Annotated in this window: 1 pseudogene; it reads left to right on the forward strand. The window is 74.3% G+C overall.

Annotated features, from left to right (window positions below):
- Positions 1–514 (forward strand): annotated as a pseudogene (locus tag DD1DGNOD_RS28015) (RND transporter); the annotation flags it as partial.

A 514-nucleotide genomic window follows, 5' to 3' on the forward strand; every position in this document is an offset into this window, starting at 1 on the left:
CTGGTGGGGCTGCCTGTGGTGGCCGCGCGCGGATACGAGCTGGTGTCCGGTGACCGGTACCCGGCGAGTCTGATCGGGATCGCGGCGGCGGGGTTGGTGCTCCTGGTGGGCTTGCCCCGCCGTTCCGACGCCGTGCGCGCGGTGCTGGCCGCGGTGCTGGCCACCGGGTGGGGACTGGCCGGGGCGTGGGTGTGCGGCGTCGCACTCACCCCGCTGACCGTCACGTTGGGTTCGCTGGCCACCGCCACCGCCTGCGAGTTCAGCGTGTTGCTCGGTCAGGGGTACGCGCGTCGGTCGCCGCGGCTGCGCCGGTCGGTGGGTGTGGCGGCGGCGGCGGCGTCCACCGGCTATCTGGCGTTGGCGGCGTCGAGTCTGTCGCTCATCCGGCAGTTCGGTATCTTTCTGGCGGCCACGGTCGGCCTGTCGCTGCTGGCGGCGTTCGTCGTCGTCCGGTTGTTCCCCACCCGCCCGGTGCGTGCGCCGCGGGCCGGCGGTGCGCTCAGCGTGACGAGGC

Origin of the sequence: Candidatus Protofrankia californiensis, assembly GCF_900634765.1 — a bacterium.
GTDB lineage: Bacteria > Actinomycetota > Actinomycetes > Frankiales > Frankiaceae > Protofrankia > Protofrankia californiensis.